The organism is Polaribacter sp. OB-PA-B3 (assembly GCF_054589375.1).
This window is the reverse complement of sequence record NZ_BAAIIX010000003.1, coordinates 91,853-113,707: the sequence shown is the minus strand read 5'-3', so window position 1 is coordinate 113,707 and position 21,855 is coordinate 91,853. Positions and strand designations below refer to the sequence as shown.

Sequence of the window (21,855 nt, the reverse complement as noted above, 5' to 3'; positions counted from 1 at the left end):
ACCTACAAAAAGTTAGTTTACTCTTTCAACTTCGCTTTCTAATTTCAAGACAACATTTCCATCTTTTTGCTTGATATACAATGCTTTATTCCCAACATCTCCTTTTCTAACGATCTCAGTGTTATCGATGGTTTTTGTTACTTTTTTAGAGTATGTTTCTACTACTTCACCTTCTGCTGAACCATTTCCCCATTTCCAAGTTACCTTTGTACCTTTTCTTATCATAATAATATTTAATTTATTTACTATTAATAGAACTAATTTGCGTTACAATTATAAGTTTTTGTATTTTTGCAACCTTGTAATAATAATAACTAAGACAAGTTACAAAGTTTCATCAGTATTAAAAAATGAAATTTTTAAATAGATTGGTCTAATTATTGTATTCTTATTACAGCTCTTTGAAATATTGGGGACGACTGGTTTTGACAGCAAGGTCAGTGAATTTGTAAGCATATCGAGTTATGAAATAACACTCGTAAAACCTAATTTCAACTTTTTAAACGGCGAAGATAACTACGCTTTAGCTGCATAATTCGAATCATAGTAGAATTAGCCTCGGCACACAAGGTGTGCAAGCTTTATGTCCACGAAAAGCCTTGGTTTATGGCGTTTCACTTTTGGGCATCGTAAAAATAGACATAGAAAACCTGTTACTTTGCCAGGTTTTTGAAACTAAAAAAGTTAAGTTTAAAGTGGATTGTTCTTAATCAGCTTTAGATCGAAAATTAAGAAAGAACTAAATATGTAGAAAGCTTTTTGGCTGCTTGTTTGGACCCGAGTTCGATTCTCGGCGTCTCCACAAATAAAAAAAACCTCTAATTTAGATAAATTAGAGGTTTTTTAATTCAACTTTTCTTTTTACAATTGTTCTTAGTGATTCCTTTTTTTATAATTATTGATGTTGATAGAAACGGAATTCTTATGTATTTAACCTTACATTCGTGACATTTATAAATTTTAGCTCTAAACAATAATCTTAAATAAGAATTTCTTGTTATTCTTTTTCTAAAACCAGAATCGCATGAGGGGCATTTACTCATAATTGTCTTTTAAAATTAAATATAAAAAAACATGTTTCTTTAATTAATAATTTGAATACCTCTTTCTAATTGCTTTCCTTTTTTAATAACGAACTCAGAAAACAAATAAGGCACTTTTAGAACTTTAGTCTTACAATGAAAACATTTAAAAACTCTTGACTTAGGTATAATTCTTTGAAAAAAGTTTCTTGATGATCTTTTACTGTAATTAGAATTACATGTGGGGCATTTTGACATTAATAGGGTTTTTAGGGGTTAAATTTTAGTTTAGTAAAAACTTTTCCTTATAATATCACAAGCAATTGTCTCAAATATAATTATTATTTTAGTAATTCTAAGATATTATTTGTAAAAATATAATAATTTTAATGAAGGTATTTTATTATTTCAATAACAAAAGACAGTATATCAATATCATAAGTTAAAAAATAAATAGATAAAATATATTAATCTGTTTTAAATTATCTTGCATTAAAATTCTAGTAAAAATTGAAAAGAATACTTATCTCTGTTACTAACGATTTATCTACCGACCAAAGAGTTGCAAAGGTTTGTAAAACACTATCGGAAAATAATTTCGATGTTATTTTAATTGGTAGAAAATTAAAGAACAGCAAAAGTCTTTCAAGAAATTATAAAACAAAAAGATTTAAACTTCTATTTAACAATGGATTTCTATTTTACGCAGAATTTAATTTAAGGTTATTCCTATACTTATTGTTTTCTAAAAAAAACTATTTATTAGCTAATGATATAGATACTTTATTACCCAATTATCTTATTAGTAAACTTCAAAACAAAAAACTAGTATTTGACAGTCACGAACTTTTTTCTGAAATACCAGAACTAGTTCATAGACCAAAAGTTAAAAGATTATGGATGACTTTGGAAGATAAAATAATACCTAAATTAAAAAATAATTATACAGTTTGTGATAGCATTGCAAAACATTATCAAAATAAATATCAAACTAATTTTAAAACTATTAAAAATTTACCTTTTCAAAAAGAATTAAAAAAAGGGAGTTTCAATTTTGATACAAAAAATCAAAAAATCATCTTATATCAAGGAGCAACGAACATTGGTAGAGGAATACAATTAATGATAGAAACTGTAAAACTATTAGATAATTATATTTTTGTTATCATTGGAGATGGTGATGAGTTTCTAAATTTAAAATTAAAGATAGCATCAGAAAAATTAGAAAAAAAAGTTTTTTTATTAGGTAGAAAAACTCCTGCAGAATTAGCAGAATTAACACCTTTAGCAGATTTAGGTATTAGTGTTGAAGAAGATTTAGGATTAAATTACAAATACGCATTACCTAATAAAATATTCGATTACATTCAAGCAAATGTCCCTGTTTTAGTTTCCGACTTACCAGAAATGAAAGCTATTGTTTCTAAATATAATGTAGGTGAAGTTCTAAAAAATAGAAAGCCTGCAATTATTGCAAAACAAATTCAACAAATGTTAGAAAATGATTATTTAGTATCTATAAAAACCGCAAAAAAAGAATTGATTTGGGAAAACCAGGAAACTGATTTAATACAAATTTTTGAAAATTTAGAGTAATTACTTTTTATATTGATGTGGATTTTCTCGAACTCCTTTCTTAAAAATTTTTCGTAAACTTCCACGAAACCCATTATCTAAACGCAATAAAATATCTTTAATTTTTTCTGAAGACCTACCTCTAAAAGTAGTTACATGAAAAGTATCTGAAATTAAAAAAGGAGTATTAGAAAAATAATAATTAGAAACACAATTTCTAACATCATCTTTTAAAACTTTACTTACAGAGTGCCAAGAATTATTATGCGTAGACATTACAACTAATCTATTAAACTTGCTAACTATGGTTATTTGAGGTTCTTTTAAACCTTTTGGCCATAACTCTAAATTACCACCATTTTCTAGTTTCCAGTTTGGTGAAACATAGTAAAGTAAGTTTAATACGCGCCATTTATTTCTATCCTTGTCATGAGAATTATCTAAATGCGGATTCAGAAAATTATCTTTTTCCATTAAAGATAAACCACCTGCATACAGATTCTCATCACCTTCTAAATCTTTTAATTCACAAATTTCACCAACTAATTTTACAACTCTTTTATCTTGAAAAGCATAAACAATTTCTTCTAAAATTGTATCATACTTATTCATCTGATAAGCTGTAAATTTAAATTCTCTTAAGTTTTTTTTCTTAACAGTTGCTTTTGTATTTGGAAATTTATGATAGATTTCTAAAGCCAAATCTTCTGGCAATAAATTATCTAGATAAAAATAACCAATTCCACCTTTTGAAGATAAAAACTGCTTTTTTAAAACATCTTTTTTCTCAACTAAATTTCTTAAAATTAAATTTGCAATTTCGGTTCTATTCATCTTTTAATTTTAGTTGACAGAGGTAACTTACTTTCATACAATTTAAAAAAAATACTGATGATTTATTCTTTGCTGAATTCTCAAAAAAAGGTTGTAAAAAAGCAACTACTCTTAATGACTTAAATTTAGAAATTTTATTAATTAGCTTTAATAATTGTAAATTATCAGGATTTATCAAATTACTTTTTTCTAAGAAAATTAAATTTCTCATCGCCTTTTTTGTCTTTTTAATAAAAAGTGTATTGTCATCAATACCCAAATGATAAACTTCGTTTGCTATTTGCTTTATTTTGTAACCTTGCTTTATTAAATCCAAAGAAAAAAGTAAATCTTCTCTACCGTAATCAACCAATTTTTCTTCAAATTTAATTTTTAAAAAAACTTCTTTCTGAATTAAAAAATTAGAAGTGAAAAAATACTTAGAAGGATTCTCTGTTCGTTTTTTTAAAGAAATTTCTTCATTTTTTTTTCCGTATTTGTATCTTAAATACTTTTTGTTTTTGGGTAAATGTTCATATTTAATTCCGCCACAAAAAACAGTTTTATCAGAATTAAAATATTTACTATAATTTCTTATAAAGTTAGTTTTTATTGGTAAAACATCTGCATCTAAAAAAAGCAACCAATTAAATGTAGCTTTTTCTGCTAATAAATTACGAATTGCACTTCTACCAACATTCTTCTTAAAAGCTGTAAAAGTTGCGTTAGAAAGTGTATTTATTTCTCTATTCTTTAAATTAATAGAAGAGTTAGATCCATCATCAAAACAAATTATTTCGAAAGAGATTCTTTCTAATACTAGTTGTTTGTGAATACTTTTAACTAATTTAAATGCATTGTAATTATATGTTGGTATTAATACAGAAAGCATTAAACACTTGCTTGTTGGGCAACTTCAAACAACTCGCCACCTTCACATTTTAAAGTTTTTTGTTTAAACTTTACAATTAATTGGTAATCGTGAGTTGCCATTAAAATTGTTTTACCACTTTTATGTATTTCATTCAAAAGTTGCATGACTTCCATAGAAGTTTTCGGATCTAAATTACCTGTTGGTTCGTCTGCTAAAATTAATTCAGGATCATTTAAAAGAGCTCTTGCAATAGCAACTCTTTGTTGTTCTCCGCCAGAAAGTTCGAAAGGTTTTTTTAAGTATTTAGATTTTAATCCAACTTTATCTAATACTTCATAAATTTTTTCTTTCATCTGTTCTTTATCTTTCCAGCCTGTTGCTTTTAAAACAAATTTTAGATTATCAAAAACATTTCTATCGTTTAAAAGTTTAAAATCCTGAAAAACAATTCCTATTTTTCTTCTTAAAAACGGAATTTGTTTTTCTTTTAACTTTTTTAAATCAAAATCTACAATGTTTCCCGTACCTTTTTGCAATTGTAAATCACCGTATAAAGTTTTCATTAAGCTACTTTTACCACTACCAGTTTTTCCTATTAAATAATAGAAATCGCCTTTATTAATGGTTAAATTAACTTTAGAAAGCACTAAATTATCTCTTTGGTAAATTTCTGCATTTTCTAATTGTAAAACATGATTTTTCATAGGAATAAGTAGTTTCTACAAACTTAAAAGTTTCTATTGATTTTTTAACTATGAATTGACAACAATTCTTATTTTTGATTTAAAATGAAATAATATTTCTTCCCCCATCCAACAAAATAAAAAATTATTCGTTATCACTTTTGAGAATAAATATAACTCTATGAAATATCGTTTTTTAACAAAACTGATTCTTTCTTTTTGCATCTTTTTATGCAGTAATCATTGTTTTTCACAACAAACAATTGCTGATGCTACAAATTTAACAACGTATAATAATGCATTAAAATTATACAACTCTAAAGCTTATGCTGCCGCTTTTAAAACTTTTAATAAAGTTGCCCAAGACGCAAGTGTTGGTTCTAATTTAAAATCTGATGCAAGGTATTACGAAGCAATGTCTGCAATAAAATTAAACCGAGCAGATGCAGATAAAAAGGTATTAACTTTTGTTGAAGAAAACCCAAACAGTAATAAAAAAAATATTGCTTTTTACAATGTAGCAAACTACTATTTTGCTAATAAAAAAGCAGCTTATGCCTTAAAATGGTTTCAGAAAGTAGATGTAGATAAACTTTCTAAAGAAAATAAAAAAGAACTTAATTTTAAAATGGGTTATTGTTTTTTAGCTACAAATAATTTACAATTAGCCAAAGCACGATTTTTACCATTAATTAATGATGCAAAATATGGTAATGATTCGAGATATTACTTCGGATTTATTTCATACAAATTAGAAGATTATGGTATTGCAGAGTCTACCTTAAAAGAAATTGCAGACGACGAATCTTACAGAGCAGAAATTACTTATTATTTATTAGACATTAGTTTTAAAGCAGGTAAATTTAAACGATGCATTAAAGTTGGTTTAGAGTTATACCCAACAATAGAAAGAAAATTAAAATCTGATGTTGCTAAAATTATTGGAGAAAGTTATTTTAATTTAAATAAATATGCAGAATCTATACCTTATTTAAAAGCTTATAAAGGCACAAAAGGTAAATGGAATAACACCGATTTTTACCAATTAGGATATGCGTATTACAAACAAAACGATTTTGAAAATGCTGTAAATAACTTTAATAAAATTATCGATCAAAAAAATTCAGTTTCTCAAAATGCATATTATCATTTAGGTGAATGTTACATGAAATTAGATAATAAAAGTGCAGCTTTAAACGCATTTAAATCTGCTTCTTTAATGGATTTCGATAAAAACATAAAACAAGATGCAGCTTTAAATTATGCTAAACTTAGTTACGAAGAAGGAAACCCTTTTGAACCTGTTGCTCAAGTTTTACAAAATTATTTAAAAAATTATCCTAAGTCGAAATCATACAAAGAAATTAACCAACTAGTAGTTTCATCGTTCTTAAACCAGCAAGATTATAAAGGTGCTTTAGCATTTTTATCAGAAAAAAAATCTGAAGAAAATATTGCACTTATTTATGAAGTATCCCTTTACAGAGGTATACAATTATTTAATGAAAACAAATTAACAGAATCTATTCCATTCTTTATTGAAGCAAAAAAATCGAAAATTAATCAAATAAACCAAAGAGCAAAATATTGGCAAGCAGAAACTTTATATCTATTAGAAAATTATAAAGATGCATTGTCGAAATTTATTTCTATAAAAAGCGAGTCTAGTTCAAAAAATATCAGCGAATTTTCTAGATTAGATTATAACATTGGTTATAGTCAATTTAAACTAAAACAATACGAAAACGCAGCTAATTCTTTTACAAAATTTCTTAAAAGAGATAGTATTTCAAACAATTTAAAGTACGATGCTTTAATTCGATTGGCAGATAGTTATTTTGCAACTACAAATTATACAAACGCCATTGCTACTTATAAAAATGTTACCGATAATTTTGGCCTTGGCGCAGATTATGCACAGTATCAAATAGGTATGAGTTACGGTTTTATAGACAAGAATGAGGAAAAAATATCAGCTTTAAAAAAAGTAATAAACAACTATCAAGTTTCTAACTTAAAAGATGATGCTTTATATCAATTAGGAAATACGTATACCAAAATAAAAGATCATAAAAATGCACATATTGCATATGATCGTTTAATTGAAAAACATCCCAAAAGTACTTTTGTTTCTAGAGCTTTGCTAAGGCAAGGGTTGCTTTACTTTAACGACAACTTAAATATGCAATCTTTAATGAAATATAAAGATGTGGCAGCTAAATTCCCGAATTCTCCAGACGCTTTAGAAGCGGTTGCAAATGCAAGAAACGTATATATAGAAGAAGGAAATTTAGAAGATTATGTGAATTGGGTTGCAACTTTAAAATTTATTAATATCACCAGTTCTGAGTTAGACAATACTACTTTTGCAGTTGCAGAAAAAAAATATTTAGAATCAAAAAAAGGAGACGATATTATAAATAGTCTTCAGAAATACATTAGAGATTTTCCTAAAGGAACTCATATTATTAAGGCAAATTATTATTTAGCAGATGTTTTATTTCAAGTGAAAGAATATAAAAAATCGATTCCTTATTTCGAGTTTATTATAAATGAAGATACATCTGATTATACAGAAGATTCTTTAAATAAGTTGTCTCAAATTTATTTAAACCAAAACGATTTTAATACAGCTTTACCTCTTTTAGATAGATTAGAAGAAGAAGCATATGTTACCGAAAACATCCTCTTTGCACAAAGTAATTTAATGAAAGGATATTATGAAACAGAAGCTTATGATTTTGCTATTGAGTACGCCAAAAAAATCTTACAAAAAGACAAACTTGATGCTACAATAAGTAACGATGCTAAAAAAATAATTGCTAGATCTTCTTTTAAAAGCAACGATTTAAGAACTGCAGAAGAATATTACACAGAAATAGAAGTAACTGCCACTGGAGAAGTAAAAGCAGAAGCTCTTTTTTACAATGCTTACTTTAAAAATGAGCAGAAACTATATAAAGAATCTAATAAAGTTGTGCAAAAGTTAATAGCTAACTATGCTAATTATAAATATTGGGCTGTAAAAAGTTATGTTATAATGGGTAAAAATTATTATGGTTTAAATGATGTTTATCAAGCTACTTTTGTTTTAGAAAATGTAATTAAAAACTTTAAACAGTTTGATGACATTGTAAAAGATGCACAATTAGAATTAAATACCATAAGAGAAAACGAAGCCAAAACAAACAACTCCGTAACACCAGAAAAGAAGAACTAATGAAAAGAAGCTTTTTATTAATTATAGTTTTATTGGTTGTTTTCTCTGCAAAAGCGCAAGAGAAAAAGAAAGATACTGTAGTAGAAACAGAAATAGTAAATGTTGTTACTAAATACAACCCTAAAATTGCTGATGTAAAAAAAATTAAAAACAATCCTGCAATTCAATTACTTAAAAAAAATGATAAGAAAAAATTAGAATATTCTATATTTTCTGCGCCTGTTGCCTCTACATTTACACCTAAAACAGGTGTTGTAAAAGGTATAAATGTGGGTGTAAAAGAAAGAGTATATAATAATTATTTTGCTGCAGGAATTGGGAATTACATAAGTCCGTATGCCGAATTATTTATTTATAACAGCACAAGATTTAATGACGAATATGGTGTACACGCAAAGTTTAATTCATCTGAAGAAAACATAAAAGACACTAAATTAAATAGCACTTTTCTAAATTTTAAATCTTCGGCATTTTTTAAAAAAGAAGAAAGATATTTCGATTGGAAAGTTGGTTTAGACATCGAAAGAAATCATTATAACTGGTATGGTTTACCTACAGATGTTCTTTATAATGAAGCTGTAATTAATGCTATAGAAGAAAATCAAAATTATACTTATTTTAAAACAACAGGAGATTTTAAATTTCATGATTCTTATATTGATTTTGGTAAGGTAACAGCTTCTTATTTTACCGATAAATATAATAGTTCAGAAATTTACGCGAGTTTTAATGCAAAATTAGATTTTCCTTTAGACTTTATAAATTATAATTTAAACACTATTTCTTTTGATGCTGGCGTAGAAGTTTTAAATGGTAATTTTTCTGAAAGTTATGACAATTCTGGCGGAATAAATTACAATACAATAACCGCTAAATTAATACCAGAATATAAACATGAATTTGGCAATTTAATTTTAAAAGCTAGTTTAAGAACATTTGTTTCTGTTGATACGGAAAATGATATTACAAACTTTTTTATGTTTCCAGATTTGTTTTTACAAACCCCAATTTTTAAACAATATGTAAATTTTTACACGGGGTTAACTGGTAATTTAGAAACAAATACATACAAAAACTTTACAGAACTTAATCCTTATGTATCTCCTACTCTTTTTATAACTCAAACAGCAGAGTCTTCAAATGTTTTTCTAGGTTTAAAAGGAAATATTACTAAAAGTATAAGTTACAACATTAAAGCTAGTGCGGTAAAAGAAGAAGACAAACCTCTATTTTTAAGAAATAACACCAAATCTAACGGAACAAATACATCAAATAACGGTGAGCAATTAAAAGGTTATGAATACGGAAATTCTTATAGAATATTTTATGACGACATTAAATCGAATACTATTTTTGCTGAATTTGAATATCTTTTTAACAAAAACCTTACTTTCTCAACTCAAGTTGAAGTAAAAAACTATACAACGTTAAACGCATTAGAAAGTTGGAACTTACCAAGTTTACAAGGTGCTTTTTTAGCAAAGTATAAAAAAACAAAGTGGTATGCTACTGCAAATATTTTTTATGTTGATGAAAGAATGGATGCTTTGTATAACGCAGAATTTCCATCTAGTTTAAGAGGCATACAAACTTTAGATTCATTTTTTGATGTAAATTTAGATGGTGGTTATCATTTTAATGATAAATTCTCTGCTTTTCTTAAATTGAATAATGTGCTAAATACAAGTTATCAAAGATTTGCAAATTTTAAAACTCAGGGGTTTCAGGTCTTGGCTGGTTTTACTTATAAGTTTGATTTTTAAATCATCTTTTTCTTGTAATACTTTCGAGTGATAAACAAATAATTTTCTCAATTCATTTTTGTAGCTTTAACAATTCTTAAATTATTCTACAAACATGAAAAAAATAATATATCTAATTACACTATCATTATTAATTATATCTTGTAATAAAACACAAGAAAAAGAAATTAATAACGCACTTTCTTCTGAAGAAAAAATAGATTCTACTAAAATAAAAACACTTTTTAATAGCGCTTTAACGCAAGGTAAATCTTATGAATGGTTAAGAGATTTAACGCAAAATATTGGTGGTAGATTATCTGGTTCTAAAGAAGCTGAACAAGCTGTAATTTGGGGAGAAAAATTAATGAAAGAAGTAGGTTTAGACTCTGTTTGGTTACAACCGTTAATGGTACCACATTGGGTTAGAGGCGAAAAAGAGATTGCAACTTATACAACTAACGGAGTTCAAAAAAATGTTGCTATTTGTGCATTAGGTTTTTCAGTTGCAACCCCTCAAACTGGTGTTTTAGCAGAAGTTTTAGAAGTAAAATCTTTGGAAGAAGCAGAAAAACTTGGTAATAAAATGGAAGGTAAAATTGTATTTTTTAATAGACCTTTTGATAATACTTTAATAAATACATTTGGCGCTTATGGTGGTTGTGTAGATCAAAGAGTACAAGGTGCAGCAGTATGTGGTAAATATGGTGCAAAAGGTGTAATTGTTCGTTCTATGACAAATTCTGTAGATGATTATCCGCATACAGGAACAATGACATATAATGATTTACCAAAAGAACTACACATTCCTGCTGCTGCAATAAGTAGTAAAGCTGCTAATATTTTAAGTGAAGATTTGCAAAAAAATCCAAATTTAAAATTCTATTTTAAGCAAAGTTGTGAAACGTTACCAGATGCTCCTTCTTTTAATGTAGTCGGAGAAATTAAAGGAACAGAAACACCAGAAAATATTTTTGTTGTTGGCGGTCATTTAGATTCTTGGGATTTAGGTGAAGGTGCTCATGATGACGGAACCGGAATTGTACAATCTTTAGAAGTTGCTTATTTATTTAAGAAAAACAACATCAAACCAAAAAACACTATCAGAATTGTTTTTTATATGAATGAAGAAAATGGAACTCGCGGAGCAAAAAAATATGCAGAATTAGCCAAACTGAACAAAGAAATGCATATTGGTGGTTTAGAATCTGATGCTGGCGGACATACCCCGAGAGGTTTTTCTATACAAGCAAACGATTCTAATACAGCATTACTACAAAGCTGGAAAAAACTACTATCTCCTTACGGATTACACGATTTAGTCAAAGGTGGTTCTGGTGCAGATATTGCACCGCTACAAGCAGAAAATGTAACTTTGGTTGGTTACAGACCAGATAGTCAGCGTTATTTTGATTATCATCACACAAGCAGAGACACGTTTGATAAAGTAAATAAAAGAGAACTAGAGTTAGGTAGCGCATCTATGGCTAGTATTGTTTATCTAATGGATAAATACTTATACAATAATCAAATTGTGAAACCTTAAAAATGGAAACAACTGTAATTATTTTAAGAGTTTTATTCGGAATTTTATTTTGCTTTGCAGGAATAATGCACATTATTAAACCTAAAATTTTCAAACATTTTATACCAGAATTTCTACCAAAATTATTGGTAAATTATGTTTTTGGTGCTTTAGAATTTCTCCTTGGTTTAGGATTATTTTTTTCGAGTACAGTAAAAAATGCATCCATAGGAATTTTTATATTATTGGTAATCTTTTTACCAATTCATATTTGGGATGCTACTAAAATTAGACCCGCAATAGGATCCAAAAAAATTGCATACGTTAGAATTCCGCTACAATTTCTTTTAATGTATTGCATCTATTTAATCTATCTTAATACTTAAAAAATGAATAAAAAATTAATCTTAATTTTCACCCTAATTTCAATTTTCTCTTGTAAAAAAGAGCCAGTAGATTTAATTGTTTTTAATTCTAACACTTATACTGTAAATAACGATTTTAACAAAGCAGAAGCATTTGCTATTAAAGACGGTTTGTTTGTTGCTGTTGGTAATAACGACGAAATTAAAGGTAAATACGAATCTAAAAAAATAGTTGATGCTCAAAACCAAACAATTGTTCCTGGTTTAATTGACGCACATTGTCATTTTTTTAGAATGGGTTTACAACAACAAAAAGTTTCTTTAGAAGACACAAAAAGTTATGATGAAGTTTTAGAGAAAATTGTTGCTTTTCAGAAAGAAAAAAACACAAGTTTTATTACGGGTCGTGGATGGGATCAAAATGATTGGGAAATAAAAGAATTTCCGACAAAAGAAAAGTTGGATGCTTTATTTCCTGAAACACCTGTTGCAGTTGGCAGAGTTGATGGACACGCATTATTAGTAAACCAAGCAGCCATCGATTTAGCAGGTATTACAAAAGACACAAAAGTTTCTGGTGGAGAAATTATAATAAAAGATGGTAAAATGACAGGTGTTTTAATTGATGCTGCTATGGATTTCATCAAATTTCCATCAGCATCTTTAGAAGAAGCAACACAAGGTTTATTAGATGCTCAAAAAATATCTTTTTCTTATGGTTTAACTACAGTTGATGATGCTGGTTTAGACAGAAGTGCTATCGAGTTAATAGACAGTCTTCAGAAAGAAAACGCGCTTAAAATGCGTATTTATGCAATGGTATCAGGAGACAAACAAGAGCAAATTGACTATTACATTAACAAAGGAATCATTAAAACAGAAAAATTAAACGTTCGTTCTTTTAAAGTGTATGGAGATGGTGCTCTAGGATCTAGAGGTGCAGCAATGAGAACATCTTATTCTGATAGAGACAATCATTTCGGAGCTTTAATATACTCGCCAGAAAGATATCAAGAAATTGCAAAACAAATTGCAGCTTCAGATTATCAAATGAACACGCATGCAATTGGAGATTCTGCTAATACTTGGATGCTTAAAACCTATAAAGAAGTATTAAAAGATGCAAAAAATAGACGTTGGAGAATTGAACATGCTCAAATTATTTCTGAAGATGATTTCTCTTATTTTGAAAATATAATTCCGTCTGTGCAACCAACACATGCAACATCAGATATGTATTGGGCAGAAGATAGAATCGGAGAAAAAAGAATGAAAGGAGCTTACGCTTTTAAAGACTTATTGAATAAATATGGCAAAATTACTTTGGGTACAGATTTCCCTGTAGAACAAGTAAATCCTTTTTTAACTTTTTATGCTGCCACTATAAGAAAAGATTTAGAAAATTATCCTGAGGAAGGTTTTCAAATGGAAAATGCATTAACAAGAGAAGAAACTCTAAAAGGCATGACAATTTGGGCTGCGTACTCTAATTTCGAAGAAGAAGAAAAAGGTTCTATTGAAGTAGGTAAATTTGCAGATTTTGTAATTTTAAATCAAGACATTATGCAAATTGAAGGAGAGAAAATACCTAAAACGAAAGTGATAGCAACTTATTTAAATGGTGAAAAAGTATATTAAAAATCAACCTATATTTGTAACAAATTAATTCATAGATGAAAAAGCATATTATATTCTTGTTATCAATTATCCTACTTACATCATGTATAAATGATACCGAAAGTTTTAAACCTCAAACAGAAGAAGATATTATCAAATATATTGAAGCTAATGATTTAAATGCAAATAGAAGCAATACTGGTTTGTATTATGTGATCTCTAAAGAAGGTTCTGGTGCTAGACCAAATAATAATTCTAATGTTACTGTGGCCTACAAAGGATATTTTTTAGATGGTAAAACTTTTGATGAAAGTAATTCTGAGGGTATTTCATTTGGTCTGAATCAAGTAATTTTAGGCTGGACAGAGGGAATTACTTATTTTAAAGAAGGCGGAGAAGGAAAATTACTTGTACCTTATAATTTAGGTTACGGTTTAAATGGTAGACCAGGAATTCCTGGTGGTGCAGTTTTAATTTTTGATATTAAATTGATAAGTGTAAATTAAAAAAAAAGCGAAACTTAAAAGTTTCGCTTTTTTTTATGATATAATTGGTGATATAAAGTCCTTAATTCCAGAGACACCATTTACACCTAAGTTTTTAATAAAAGCAGAACCTATAATAGCTCCGTTAGCATAATTACAAGCTGTATTAAATGTTTGTTTATCAGAAATACCAAAACCTACAATAAGTTTACTTTTCAAATTCATATTTTTTATTCTTTCGAAATAAGCTATTTGATTATTTGAAATTTCCCCTTTTGCCCCAGTAATAGAAGCAGAAGCAACGACATAAATAAAAGAATTTGTATAATTATCTATTTTATAAATTCTTTCTTCTGAAGTGTGTGGTGTTATTAAAAATACATTTGTAATTCCGTATTTATCAAATAAATCTTTGTAATGATTTTCATATTCTACCATAGGTAAATCTGGTAAAATAACCGTATTAATACCACAATCTATTACTTTCTGACAAAATTTATCTTCTCCATATTTTAACATCTGATTCAAATATCCCATTAAAACCAATGGAGTTTTGTTTGAATCTTTAATAGACATTAATTGATCAAAAACAATATCTAAATTAATTCCATTTGCTAAAGCTTTCTGGCTACTATCTTGAATTGTTGGTCCGTCTGCAAGCGGATCTGAATATGGCAAACCTACCTCTATAAAATCTACATCGCTTTTTTCTAACTCAGAAATAACTTTAGTTGTATCATCTAATTTAGGATATCCACAGGTAAAATATATCGATAATAAATTATCTTTTTCTTCTAAAATACTTTCTAAACTTTTCATGCTAAAATTGGTTCTTTTTTACTTTCTAATTCTTGCTTCACTGCCGTCCATAAATTTATTCTTACCTGCAAAGCACTTTTTGCAATATCTAGAACTTCTTGCCATTTTACGTTATCATTTCCACATAATTCCTCAATCATTTGTAAAGACAACGGTCCGTGTTCATCACCATCTAACTCTATGTGTCTTTCTAAATAGTATGTAAAATTATCAAAATTAATATTTTCTTTTGTAGAGGTTTCTTCTACTATTTTAAGAAACATATCGGGTATAATGTCTTCTCTACCATAAGTAAAAGCTGCAGCAATTTTATGTGTTTGATTAGAGTTGATTGTATCAAAAGTAAAATTAACAAAATCTTTAACAGCTTCTGATATTGTAACTATTTCTAAGGATTTTTTAACAGTTTTTCCTTCATTAATACTTTGTAAAAATTTTTCTATAAGAGAACTATCTGCTCCCATTTCTTCCATAGCATCAACATACATTTCAAAATGACTTTTAAAAACACCATCTTTATTTACATCACTTTCTTCTGCTAATGTGATTTCATTTATAAAACGAACAAGATTCGTATTCTTTTTTGGCAACCACGGTAAAGAGACAGAAGTTAAGTTAATTTGTAAAGCCTTTAAAAGCGACATAAAATCCCAAACAGCAAAAACATGACTTTCCATAAAAAACTTAATATCTTCTATAGAACTTAATGTTTTATATAAATCATGCTCTCTTAATTTTATTCTTAGAGGCAATAATTCTGTTTCTATAAACTTTAAATTAGAATTCATTATTCTTTTAAATGTTTTATATAAGTTTCTAAATCTTTGTCTCCTCGTCCAGATAAATTAATTACTACAACTTGATTTTCTTTAAAATCAATTTTTGGTAAAACAGCCAAAGCATGTGCCGTTTCTAAAGCAGGAATAATCCCTTCAATTTTTGTTAATTCATATGCTGCTTCTAAAGCTTCTGCATCTGTAGCATTCATAAATTTAGCTCTTTTACTTTCATATAAAAAAGCATGCAATGGGCCAACACCAGGATAATCTAAACCTGCAGAAATCGAATATGGTTCTACAATTTGACCATAATCATCTTGCATTAAAATCGTTTTACTACCGTGAATAATTCCTACTTCGCCTAATTGAGATGTAGCTGCACTTTCGCCGGAATTAACACCTAAACCAGCCGCTTCAACAGCAATTAATTCTACTTCGTGTTCATCCATATAATGGTAAAATGCTCCGGCAGCATTAGAACCTCCACCCACACAAGCAATAATTGTATCAGGATTTTCTTTACCTGTTTTCTCTTTTAATTGCCATTTCATTTCTTCAGAAATTACAGCTTGTAAACGTGCAACCATATCTGGATGTGGATGCGGACCAACCACAGATCCTATTAAATAAAATGTTTCTGGATTCTGAATCCAGTATCTTATTGCTTCATTTGTAGCATCTTTTAGCGTTTTACTTCCGCTAGTTGCTGCCACAACTTTAGCGCCTAACATTTTCATTCTAGCAACATTTGGCGCTTGCCTTTCAATGTCTTTTTCTCCCATAAAAACTGTACAATCTAAGCCCATTAAAGCACAAACAGTTGCCGTTGCAACACCATGTTGTCCTGCACCCGTTTCTGCAATAATTTTAGTTTTACCTAGTTTTTGTGCAATTAAAATTTGACCAATTGTATTGTTTACTTTATGAGCTCCCGTATGATTTAAATCTTCTCTTTTTAAATAAATGTGGGCTGCATATTTTTCTGATAAACGCTTAGCATAATACAAAGGTGTTGGTCTACCAACATAATCTTTAAGCAAAGATTTATATTCATCTTGAAATTCTTTAGATTCGATAATTTGAATATAATTATCTTCTAATTCCTTTACATTAGGATACAACAATTCTGGTATAAATGCACCTCCAAATTGTCCAAAATATCCGTTTTTATCTGGTTGAAACTTTGATTTCATATTATATTTTGTTCTTGAAGTTTTTAACTTCATTAATATTTTTTAATCCTGGTTCTAATTCAAATTTACTATTTACATCTAAAGCATAAATAGGTAAATTAGACTTTGCTATTATTTGTACTTGTTCTAAATCACTTAAACCTATACCACCACTTAAAAAGAAAGGTTTATCAAAAGGGTATTTTTCTAAAACAGACCAATCAAATTTGGTTCCATTACCTCCTCTTTCTTTTCCTTTAGTATCAAATAAAAAGAAATCTACAACGTTTAAATATGGTTTTAAAATATCAAAATCAAATGTGTCTTTAATACCAAAAACTTTTATAATTTCAACTTCGTTTTTAGAAATATAATGCTGATTTTTTTTCTTCTTAATCTGCTTATTTTCTTCAATAAACAATGCTCTTCTTTCTGATAATTGTTTTTTTAATTCGTTGATATAATCTACAGATTCATCGCCGTGTAATTGAATTGCGTCTAATTGGTATTCTTCTACCAAAGAAATTACAATTTCTGTGTATTCATTTACAAAAACACCAGTTTTTTTTATCGAATTAGAAAATTCTGGAATAATACCTTCAAAATTTCTTTTTGATTTTTCATAGAAAATAAAACCCATGTAATCTGGATTTACATCAGCTAATTGCTGAATGTTTTCTGTAAACTTCATTCCACAAACTTTCAGTTTCATACCTATCTTATTTGACTGATAAATTCTTGACAAGCTTCTCCTGGATTTTCGGTTTTCATGAAGTTTTCTCCAATCAAAAAACCTTGAAAACCAAATTCTTTTAATCCCGTAATAATTTTTGGATCAGAAATCCCACTTTCTGAAACTTTTAAACAAGTATCTGGTATTTGACTAGAAAGTTTAATAGAATGATCTAAATCTACTTCAAACGTCTTTAAATTTCTGTTATTAATACCTATAATTTTATTGTCTAAATCGTTAATTTTATCTAAATCTTCTTGCGTATGCACCTCATATAAAACTTCCAAACCCAAATCTGTTGCTAGGTTTCCGTAGTTTTTTAATTCTGTAGCGGTTAAACAAGAAGCTATTAAAAGAATTACATCTGCACCAATTGCTTTTGCTTCTACAATTTGAAAACCATCAACAATAAAATCTTTTCTAAGAATAGGTTTTTGCTGATTGATTACTCTTGCTTCCATCAAATCTGCCATAGAACCTCCAAAAAAAGAAGTATCTGTTAAAATAGATTGTGCCGCAACATTTGCATCTAAATACCCATTAGTAACCTCTGCAATTGTAGCTTTATCGTTAATGATTCCTTTTGATGGTGATTGACGTTTGAACTCTGCAATAATACCTGAAGAACCAACCTCTAATAACGATTTTTTTAATGAAAAAACTGTTCTACCAAAATTAGGACTTTCTACTAATTTCTTTACAGGAATTTCTGCTTTAATTTTAGCTATTTCCTTCTTTTTAAATGCTATTATTTTATCTAAAATTGTCATATTTGTAATTATGAATTCTAAATTAAGAATTATGAATTTGTATTTCTAATTGTTTTTTGAATACTTCCGATTATTTTTAAAATTTCTTCAATATCCTTTAATAATGATTCTGATTCTTGTTGTGTTAAAAATCTGTATCTTTTAATAAACGAATCCAATAATGAGATTCTCTTGCTTCTTTATAAGCTATTGTTAATTTAGCTAAAAAATCTTTTCTACTCTGGCCTCCAATTGCTTCTTCTATATTAGCACCAATTGACGTTCCTGAACGTAACAACTGTTTACTTAACACAAACTCTTTTTTCTCTTGTGATAAATGTTTGTATAGTTTAATAATTCTTACTGCGAAATTATAGCTTTTAGTTTGAATTATGTTGTCCTTTTTCATAAGTCGTAATTTCGAATTCGTAATTATTAATTACTTTTTTAAATTATTTCTATACCTTAGAAAAAAATAAACAATTAATCCGACGATTAATCCAACAGCTGCTTGCTTAAATAATTCTTTTGTTTGAATACCTATTGCCAAACCAATAAATAAAAATCCAGGTACAACTAAAAATAAATTTTTTTTCTTTTTTGCCATTATTTTTGTTAAAATAGAAATGCTAAAAACTAATTAATTTTTCTAATGTTTCTTTTGCTTTAAAACCAAATAATGATTGTTTAGCTTCTTCAAAAGCTGTTTCAAATAGTTTAGTTTCATCTACAATTGTTAATGCAAATGCTGCGTTTGTTAAGACAACGTTATTTTGAGATTCAGTTCCGTTTCCTTCTAGAATCGTTTTAAAAATCTTAGCTGCATCGGCCACAGAATTTCCGCCAAATATTTCTGATTGTTGTATTCTTTTCTGACCCAAATCTTCTGGATTAATCAATTGCTCTCCATTTTTTGTAAACAACTTAAATCCGCTTGTTAGCGAAATTTCATCATAACCATCAAGCGCATGAATAATACCGTAATTAATATTTTCTTCTTGTAAAATATAATTATACAACCTTGCTACTTCTAAATTAAAAGTACCCAACATATGATTTTTAGGCGAACTCGGATTTACCAAAGGCCCTAACATATTAAAAAAAGTTTTTAATTTTAATGCCTTTCTTGTTGGTCCAACAGCTTTCATTGCAGGATGAAATTTAGGTGCATGTAAAAAACAAATATTCGCTTTTTCTAAATGTTCTTTTAAAACATTTTCATCATTTGTAAAATTATAGCCAAAACTCTCTAACATATCTGAAGAACCTGATTGAGAAGAAACCGAATAATTACCGTGTTTTGCTACTTTTTGTCCTGTACCTGCAACTATAAAAGAGGTTAATGTAGAGATGTTAAATGTATCTTTTCCATCTCCGCCTGTACCAACAATATCAATCGTGTTATAATCAGAAAAATCTACTTTGATAGCCAATTCTTTTAGCGCATCTCTAAAACCTGCCAATTCATCAACAGTGATTGGACGCATCATAAAAACCGTCATAAAAGATGCTAAATGTGCATCATTGTATTTTTCAGCGGCAATATCTTTTAAGATTTGTTTTGCTTCTGATTTTGACAGTCTTTCGTGATTGTATAATTTATTTAAGATTGCTTTCATTACGAATTTGCATTGATAAAATTAGTAACCAACTGCTCGCCTACATCTGTTAAAATAGATTCTGGATGAAATTGAACCGCAGATATAGGATATACAACATGCTCAATTGCCTGTATTAATCCGTCTTCGTCTCTAGCAGTTACTTTTAATTCTTCCGGAAAACCTTCATCTGTAGCTGCCCAAGAATGGTAGCGCGCTGCTAAAAATGTTTCTGACACATCTTTAAAAATAGTCGCATTTTTATCGGTAACTTTCATTTCTGTTGCTACACCATGAAAAACATCATTTAGGTTTATAATTTTACCCCCAAAAACTTCTGTTATTGCTTGTAAACCTAAACAAACACCAAAAATTGGTTTTACACCAGCATATGTTTTAATTACTTCTTTTAAAATACCAGCTTCATCAGGTATTCCTGGTCCTGGAGATAGCATAATCATATCGTAATTTGCAACGTCTGCAATACTTATTTCGTCGTTTCTAAAAACCGCAGGAAAATTTCCTGTTATCTTTTCTACCATGTGAACCAGGTTGTAGGTAAACGAATCGTAATTATCTAAAATTAATATTTTCATATTTAAAAGCTTTTGGCTTTTTGCTATTAGCTATTAGCTAACTGCTAAAAGCTATTTTATATATTCTCTGCTAAAATCAACGCCTTTTTTAACGCTGCTAACTTGTTATTTACTTCTTGCAATTCTTTTTCTTCATCAGAATGAATTACGATTCCTGCCCCTGCTTGGTAATACAAAACATTGTTTTTACTTACAAAACTACGAATGGCAATTGCCAAGTTTACAGAACCATCTAAACCAATTATACCAACAGCACCACCATAAAAACCTCTAGATTGATTTTCGTATGTATCTATTAACTGCATTGCTTTATACTTTGGTGCACCGCTTAAAGTTCCTGCAGGAAAAGTATCTCCAACAATTTCTATCGGGTTTCCTTTTAATTGCCCAGAAACTGTAGATACTAAATGAATTACATGGCTAAAATATTGTACTTCTTTAAAAACCTCTACTTCTACTTTATCTGCATGCTTACTTAAATCGTTACGAGCTAAATCTACCAACATAACGTGTTCTGCTGTTTCCTTTTTATCTGCAGATAGTTTTTTACCCAACTGAATATCTTTAGCCATATCACCTGTTCTTCTAAAAGTACCTGCAATTGGATTGATCGTTGCCTTACCAGCAGAAATTTTAATTTGTGCTTCTGGCGAAGAACCCATTAATTTAAAAGAACCATAATCAAAGAAAAACAAATATGGCGACGGATTTATAGATCGTAATGCTCTATACACATTAAACTCGTCTCCTTTAAATTTTTGCTGAAATTGGCGTGACAAAACCAACTGAAAAACATCGCCTCTTTTACAATGAGACTTTGCCTTTTTTACATAATCTATAAATTCTTCTCCTTTTACATTCGATGTTTCATCACCAACAATTTCGAAACTTTGTGTATTAAATGTTTGTGCATCTATAATTGTTTGAATTTCTTTAATTCTAGAAACAGAACCTTCTTCTATATTTTCAATCAAAGTCATCTCGTCATTAAAATGATTGATTGCAATAATAAATCTGTAAAAACTATACTGCATTAAAGGTATTGCAGATGATGCTTCTTTTACATTTAAATCTATGTTTTCGAAATATTGTACAGAATCATAAGTTGTATATCCATACAAACCGTTAAATGATTTTAATTCTGGCGGACAATCTAAATCGATCGCTTTACTGTAACTTTCAAAAATAGAATTAAAATCTCTACCAATTTCTTTGTTAGCTATTTCTTCTCCTTTATGAGAAAATTTTAAATGATGATTCTCTGCTTTAATCGTTACAACAGGTTCTATAGCTATAAAAGAGAAACTTTCTTCTTTGCTATGATAATCTGAACTTTCTAATAAAAGTGTATTTGCGTATGCATCTCTAAATCTCAAATACAAACCTACAGGTGTAATTGTATCTGCAATTTTTGTTTTAAAGGTAGTTTTAAATTGTATTTTCTTCATATTGATAATATGTAATTGCCTCGTAATATTTACGGTAACA

General features: G+C 28.4%; 20 protein-coding genes, 1 other RNA gene and 1 pseudogene. 8 read left to right on the top strand and 14 right to left on the bottom strand.

The features are described from left to right. Nucleotides 1-12 precede the first annotated feature (12 nt). Complete coding sequence (locus ACYPV9_RS07615) at nt 13-225, bottom strand: hypervirulence associated TUDOR domain-containing protein (RefSeq protein ID WP_459742768.1); 213 nt, start codon at nt 223-225, stop codon at nt 13-15. A gap of 186 nt (nt 226-411) precedes the next feature. Here ACYPV9_RS07615 and ssrA point away from each other — a divergent pair. Continuing rightward, nucleotides 412-805: a transfer-messenger RNA gene (gene ssrA / locus ACYPV9_RS07610) on the top strand. Between the two features lie 727 nt (nt 806-1,532). After that, entirely contained in the window at nt 1,533-2,618 is a 1,086-nt protein-coding gene (locus tag ACYPV9_RS07605) for a glycosyltransferase (protein ID WP_459742766.1), read from the top strand. On the opposite strand, the gene ACYPV9_RS07600 is transcribed toward ACYPV9_RS07605, so the two are convergent. From ACYPV9_RS07600 to ACYPV9_RS07590, 3 genes are read right to left on the bottom strand one after another with little or no spacing between them, the layout of a single operon-like run. Continuing rightward, a complete protein-coding gene (locus tag ACYPV9_RS07600) occupies nt 2,619-3,431 on the bottom strand; it encodes a 2OG-Fe(II) oxygenase (protein ID WP_459742764.1) in 813 nt (270 codons plus the stop codon). Next, complete coding sequence (locus ACYPV9_RS07595) at nt 3,424-4,302, bottom strand: glycosyltransferase family 2 protein (RefSeq protein ID WP_459742762.1); 879 nt, start codon at nt 4,300-4,302, stop codon at nt 3,424-3,426. Before ACYPV9_RS07595 ends, ACYPV9_RS07600 begins: the two co-directional genes overlap by 8 nt. Then, nucleotides 4,302-4,988, bottom strand: a complete 687-nt coding sequence (locus ACYPV9_RS07590) for a cell division ATP-binding protein FtsE (protein WP_299064840.1) — start codon at nt 4,986-4,988, stop codon at nt 4,302-4,304. The genes ACYPV9_RS07595 and ACYPV9_RS07590 overlap by 1 nt, the downstream gene beginning before the upstream one ends. A gap of 160 nt (nt 4,989-5,148) precedes the next feature. On the opposite strand from ACYPV9_RS07590, the gene ACYPV9_RS07585 reads away from it, so the two are divergent. The 6 genes from ACYPV9_RS07585 to ACYPV9_RS07560 all read left to right on the top strand — a co-directional run bounded on the left by ACYPV9_RS07585 (nt 5,149) and on the right by ACYPV9_RS07560 (nt 13,942). After that, the gene (locus ACYPV9_RS07585) at nt 5,149-8,187 is read left to right on the top strand and encodes a tetratricopeptide repeat protein (RefSeq protein ID WP_459742760.1); all 3,039 of its coding nucleotides are present in this window, start codon (nt 5,149-5,151) and stop codon (nt 8,185-8,187) included. Then, nucleotides 8,187-9,950 (top strand): TonB-dependent receptor, encoded by a 1,764-nt coding sequence (locus ACYPV9_RS07580; protein ID WP_459742758.1) that lies wholly within the window; start codon nt 8,187-8,189, stop codon nt 9,948-9,950. The genes ACYPV9_RS07585 and ACYPV9_RS07580 overlap by 1 nt, the downstream gene beginning before the upstream one ends. A gap of 94 nt (nt 9,951-10,044) precedes the next feature. Beyond that, nucleotides 10,045-11,475: a M20/M25/M40 family metallo-hydrolase gene (locus tag ACYPV9_RS07575; RefSeq protein ID WP_459742756.1), complete on the top strand. Its 1,431-nt coding sequence runs from the start codon at nt 10,045-10,047 to the stop codon at nt 11,473-11,475. A gap of 2 nt (nt 11,476-11,477) precedes the next feature. Further along, a complete protein-coding gene (locus ACYPV9_RS07570; protein WP_459742754.1) occupies nt 11,478-11,840 on the top strand; it encodes a DoxX family protein in 363 nt (120 codons plus the stop codon). A 3-nt stretch (nt 11,841-11,843) separates the two neighbouring features. After that, the gene (locus tag ACYPV9_RS07565; RefSeq protein ID WP_459742752.1) at nt 11,844-13,457 is read left to right on the top strand and encodes an amidohydrolase; all 1,614 of its coding nucleotides are present in this window, start codon (nt 11,844-11,846) and stop codon (nt 13,455-13,457) included. A gap of 35 nt (nt 13,458-13,492) precedes the next feature. Next, nucleotides 13,493-13,942: an FKBP-type peptidyl-prolyl cis-trans isomerase gene (locus ACYPV9_RS07560; protein WP_459742750.1), complete on the top strand. Its 450-nt coding sequence runs from the start codon at nt 13,493-13,495 to the stop codon at nt 13,940-13,942. Between the two features lie 33 nt (nt 13,943-13,975). Here the strand turns inward: ACYPV9_RS07560 and trpA are convergent, their stop codons facing one another. From trpA to ACYPV9_RS07510, 10 genes and pseudogenes are all read right to left on the bottom strand, one after another. Beyond that, on the bottom strand, nt 13,976-14,740 hold the full coding sequence (trpA, locus tag ACYPV9_RS07555; RefSeq protein ID WP_459742748.1) for a tryptophan synthase subunit alpha: 765 nt from the start codon (nt 14,738-14,740) through the stop codon (nt 13,976-13,978). Further along, nucleotides 14,737-15,528 carry a DUF3050 domain-containing protein gene (locus tag ACYPV9_RS07550; RefSeq protein WP_459742746.1) on the bottom strand — a complete coding sequence of 264 codons (792 nt, stop codon included), beginning with the start codon at nt 15,526-15,528 and terminating at the stop codon, nt 14,737-14,739. The genes trpA and ACYPV9_RS07550 overlap by 4 nt, the downstream gene beginning before the upstream one ends. Beyond that, a complete protein-coding gene (gene trpB, locus ACYPV9_RS07545; RefSeq protein ID WP_299064831.1) occupies nt 15,528-16,712 on the bottom strand; it encodes a tryptophan synthase subunit beta in 1,185 nt (394 codons plus the stop codon). Before trpB ends, ACYPV9_RS07550 begins: the two co-directional genes overlap by 1 nt. A gap of 1 nt (nt 16,713) precedes the next feature. After that, nucleotides 16,714-17,403 (bottom strand): phosphoribosylanthranilate isomerase, encoded by a 690-nt coding sequence (locus ACYPV9_RS07540; RefSeq protein ID WP_299064830.1) that lies wholly within the window; start codon nt 17,401-17,403, stop codon nt 16,714-16,716. Nucleotides 17,404-17,405: 2 nt separating this feature from the next. Further along, entirely contained in the window at nt 17,406-18,194 is a 789-nt protein-coding gene (trpC, locus tag ACYPV9_RS07535; protein ID WP_299064828.1) for an indole-3-glycerol phosphate synthase TrpC, read from the bottom strand. Between the two features lie 29 nt (nt 18,195-18,223). Continuing rightward, nucleotides 18,224-18,582, bottom strand: a pseudogene (locus ACYPV9_RS07530) (four helix bundle protein). Between the two features lie 30 nt (nt 18,583-18,612). Continuing rightward, nucleotides 18,613-18,780: a hypothetical protein gene (locus ACYPV9_RS07525; protein ID WP_299064826.1), complete on the bottom strand. Its 168-nt coding sequence runs from the start codon at nt 18,778-18,780 to the stop codon at nt 18,613-18,615. Between the two features lie 22 nt (nt 18,781-18,802). Continuing rightward, nucleotides 18,803-19,792: an anthranilate phosphoribosyltransferase gene (trpD, locus tag ACYPV9_RS07520; RefSeq protein ID WP_459742743.1), complete on the bottom strand. Its 990-nt coding sequence runs from the start codon at nt 19,790-19,792 to the stop codon at nt 18,803-18,805. Further along, on the bottom strand, nt 19,792-20,367 hold the full coding sequence (locus ACYPV9_RS07515; protein ID WP_459742741.1) for an anthranilate synthase component II: 576 nt from the start codon (nt 20,365-20,367) through the stop codon (nt 19,792-19,794). Before ACYPV9_RS07515 ends, trpD begins: the two co-directional genes overlap by 1 nt. Before the next feature lie 56 nt (nt 20,368-20,423). Beyond that, on the bottom strand, nt 20,424-21,815 hold the full coding sequence (locus ACYPV9_RS07510; protein ID WP_459742739.1) for an anthranilate synthase component I family protein: 1,392 nt from the start codon (nt 21,813-21,815) through the stop codon (nt 20,424-20,426). Between the last annotated feature and the right edge of the window lie 40 nt (nt 21,816-21,855).